General features: G+C 35.1%; 1 protein-coding gene and 2 pseudogenes. 1 reads left to right on the plus strand and 2 read right to left on the minus strand.

Features of this window, described 5'->3' with window-relative positions:
* Positions 1-668 (minus strand): annotated as a pseudogene (locus tag DYI81_RS17720) (IS4-like element ISAba33 family transposase); the annotation flags it as partial.
* A 106-nt stretch (positions 669-774) separates the two neighbouring features.
* On the opposite strand from DYI81_RS17720, the gene DYI81_RS17725 reads away from it, so the two are divergent.
* Positions 775-1,473, plus strand: coding sequence for a toll/interleukin-1 receptor domain-containing protein (locus DYI81_RS17725; protein ID WP_228199101.1), 699 nt, complete (start codon positions 775-777; stop codon positions 1,471-1,473).
* Positions 1,474-1,495: 22 nt separating this feature from the next.
* Here the strand turns inward: DYI81_RS17725 and DYI81_RS17730 are convergent.
* Positions 1,496-2,551, minus strand: a pseudogene (locus DYI81_RS17730) (IS256 family transposase); the annotation flags it as partial.
* Positions 2,552-2,746: the final 195 nt, after the last annotated feature.

Consider the following 2,746-nt stretch of genomic DNA (forward strand, 5'->3'; position numbering starts at 1 on the left):
ATACAGTTTCACTCGACCAACCCAAATACGTCGTTTACGACATTCAGTTTGACCAACTTGAAGATGACGAAATAAATCACTAATTTTATGATTCTTGGCTAAGTGATTGGTCACAATAAAGTTTTTTTAACACGTATACAGAAGTTAATGTCATTTTCAATTAACCATGTAAACCATTTCTCACCGATAAATTCTCTGTCTGCAAACACATTCACAATACGATCTTTACCAAAAATGGAGATAAAGCGTTGAATCAAAGCAATACGCTCTTTTGTATCTGAATTTCCACGTTTATTGAGCAATGTCCAAACAATAGGTATCGCTATTCCACGATAGACGATGGCTAACATCAAGATATTAATATCTCGTTTTCCCCATTTCCAATTAGTTCTATCCAAAGTTAATTGGACTTTATCGAATGAAAATATATTGAAAATTAACTGAGAAATTTGACGATAATCGAAATACTGATCTGCAAAGAAGCGTTGTATACGTCGATAAAATGATTGTGGTAAGCACTTGATGGGTAAGGCTTTAGATGCAGAAGAAAGATTACATGTCTGTTTTACAATTAATGCAAGCATAATCAGTGTAAAACATTTTGCATGTGACTTGTTCCACTTTAGATATTTGTTTAAGATGAGATGTAACTCATTGAAATGTGTCATCATATTCGTCGTCAGAAAACAAGTATTATGCCATTATTTCAATGAGTTATCTTTTTTTGTCGTGTACAAAGCTTTAAAATAATTGTTTATCTTTGAGATATTAAAAATGCAGCAAGTCGATGTACCTAAAATATTTGTTTCATATAGTTGGTCAAGTCCTGAACATGAAGAATGGGTTCTAGAATTAGCTGAAAACTTAATGAAAGATGGTATTGATATTGCCCTTGATAAATGGGAATTAAGAGAAGGAGATGACCCAATATTCTTCATGGAAAGTATGGTTAATGATCCTACTATTACTAAAATAATTATGATTATTGATGGAAAATATACGGATCGTGCAAATCAACGCCATGGCGGTGTTGGAACTGAATCTACGATTCTATCGCAGGAGCTTTATAGTAAAAGGGATAAAAATAAAATTGTCGCTGTTATAGCTGAACCTGATGCTCCTAAACCTATATTTTATGCAGGTAGACTACATGTTGATTTGTCGGATTCTGAAAGATATGCAGAGGAATATGAAAAGTTAGTTCGTTGGGCTTATGATAAATATAAATATGAGAAACCTAAACTTCTTGGTAGTGCTCCGAGTTTTATTGTTGCTGAAGATAATCAAGTTGCATTATTCACAAATACTCAATATCGAATGGCAATAGATGCTTTAGAAAAGGGTAGAAGTAATGCCAGCAGTTTGGTAAAGCAATACTTAGATAAGCTATATTTGGAATTACCAAAATTTTCACTTTTAGATGATGATAGTAATGTTGAAGAAGCATTTAAACAGAAGCTTGAAAGGGTGTAAATAATTCTGTGTAAATACAGTTTTAAAAATACTTGGTTACACGCTCTTCAAACATGATACTAAAGCGATTCATAGCAGCTTTCCAATTCTGAATAGGCATCGTCCATTTTTTGCTTGCTGCCATAATTGCTAAATATACCACCTTTTTCACGGAATCATCAGTTGGGAAGATTTTTCTTTTCTTGGTTGCATGGCGGATAACACTGTTCAATGATTCAATCGCATTCGTCGTGTAAATCGCTTTGCGAATATCCATAGAGTAAGCGAAGAACGTGTTGAGATTCGACCAGTTGGCAAGCCATGACTTGCTGATTTGAGGATACTTCTCATCCCATTTTTGTCCAAATTCATCTAAAGCCTGTAAGGCTGCGTCTTCTGTAACAGCTTGATATATCTTTTTTAAATCGGCTGTGACAGCTTTGTAGTCTTTCCAACTCACATATTTAAGGTTGTTGCGTACCATGTGGATGATACACAACTGAATATGCGTATCAGGGTAAATTGTATTGATTGCATCAGGAAAGCCCTTCAGTCCATCTACGCAGGCAATCAGAATATCCTTTAAACCACGATTTTTCAGTTCTGTAAGGACTGAGAGCCAAAATTTAGAACCTTCGTTTTCTGACATCCACATACCTAATAAGTCTTTCTGTCCGTCTGTATTGACACCTAATGCTAGATACACCGCTTTGTTAATAATCGTACTATCTTGACGCACTTTCACCACGATACAATCCATATAGACAATAGGATAAAGGGCATCCAATGGTCGATTTTGCCATTCTATTACTTGTTCTTTAACTGCATCCGTCACTTTGGAAATAAGCGTTGGGGAGACATCCGCATCGTACATTTCCTTGAATGTAGCAACAATATCTCGTGTCGTCATGCCTTTGGCGTATAGGGATAGGATTTGGCTATCCATTTGTGTGATACGGGTTTGACTCTTCTTGATCAGCTGGGGCTCAAAAGTGCCATCACGATCTCTAGGCGTGTCTAGTTCAAATTCACCATCATCAGTAAATAGCCGTTTTGTTGTATAGCCATTACGTGTATTTTTGCCTATACGAGGACTATTTGTCTTTTTACATTAATGTCTTAAACTGGCAAAATGTAAAATCAACAACTTACATCAAATCTAATTGAATAAATCCACATTACAGTTCTAAACTCAATGGATTTTTCAGTTTAGAAAAATAGCGGTTTTTTACAATATAGTTGTAAACCTAGCCTTTCCAAATTGGTAAAACTTCTTCAAAGGAAACTAGATAGA

The sequence above is a fragment of the Acinetobacter sp. SWAC5 genome, assembly GCF_003419885.1.
Classification (GTDB): domain Bacteria; phylum Pseudomonadota; class Gammaproteobacteria; order Pseudomonadales; family Moraxellaceae; genus Acinetobacter; species Acinetobacter cumulans.